Raw genomic sequence first — 756 nt, forward strand, 5'->3', positions numbered from 1 at the left:
TTGAGTGCGAGGGCTTCTTCGAGCTGGTCCTGCAGCGCGACGATGCGGCACGCGTCCTCGATCGCGGTGCCCTGGTCGACGAGCTCACGCACCCGGACAGCGATCCGCAGCTGATAGCGGGAGTAACGGCGGTGACCGCCCGCGGAACGCAGCGGGGTGATCAGGTGGGCTTCGCCGATCGCACGCAGGAAACCCTGAGAGGCACCGATCATCTCGGCGGCGCGCCCGATGGTGTAGGCGGGATAGTCGTCGTCATTGAGTCGGGCGAAGGAATCGTCTGCCGTCATCTCACCTCACCGGGAAACAGACAAAGGGGCTGGGAACGTGTGGAGGGGCCCTGGCGCCGTAGCACCAGGGCCCCGAAGGACGGAAAACACCACCTACCGGCCCTAGTACTGCGCCGGCCTACTGTGTCCGCACTACCGGCCGCGGCCGGGAATGCGGGGATCGCGAACGCGTGACCGGAGACCACCTACCTATCGATGTCCTGCGGCACCCAGGCCTACTACTTCGCCCGGGCGATCCTGATGGCGCTCAACCCCTCCGTTCCCTCTGAACCGAAACACTGACCAAACAGCACTACGAACTGCTGATCCTGCGAACTGCCAGCACTACGAACTACCGGTGGCCTTCACTACACCACCCTCCGACAGCCAGCCCCGTCGCCCGTACTACAACTGCCCTGGCTTAGAACCCCACTGCCGAACCTCCCAGTGCGCGCGCCCGCAGCCGACGCCTTCACCGAGGTACCACTCA

The 756-nt window shown here is 65.2% G+C and carries 1 protein-coding gene; it reads right to left on the minus strand.

The features are described from left to right. Positions 1–287: MerR family transcriptional regulator (locus G3I60_RS43775; protein ID WP_164299756.1), on the minus strand; the 287-nt coding region annotated here is incomplete at its 3' end. Between the last annotated feature and the right edge of the window lie 469 nt (positions 288–756).

Origin of the sequence: Streptomyces sp. SID13666, assembly GCF_010548325.1 — a bacterium.
Lineage (GTDB): Bacteria > Actinomycetota > Actinomycetes > Streptomycetales > Streptomycetaceae > Actinacidiphila > Actinacidiphila fildesensis.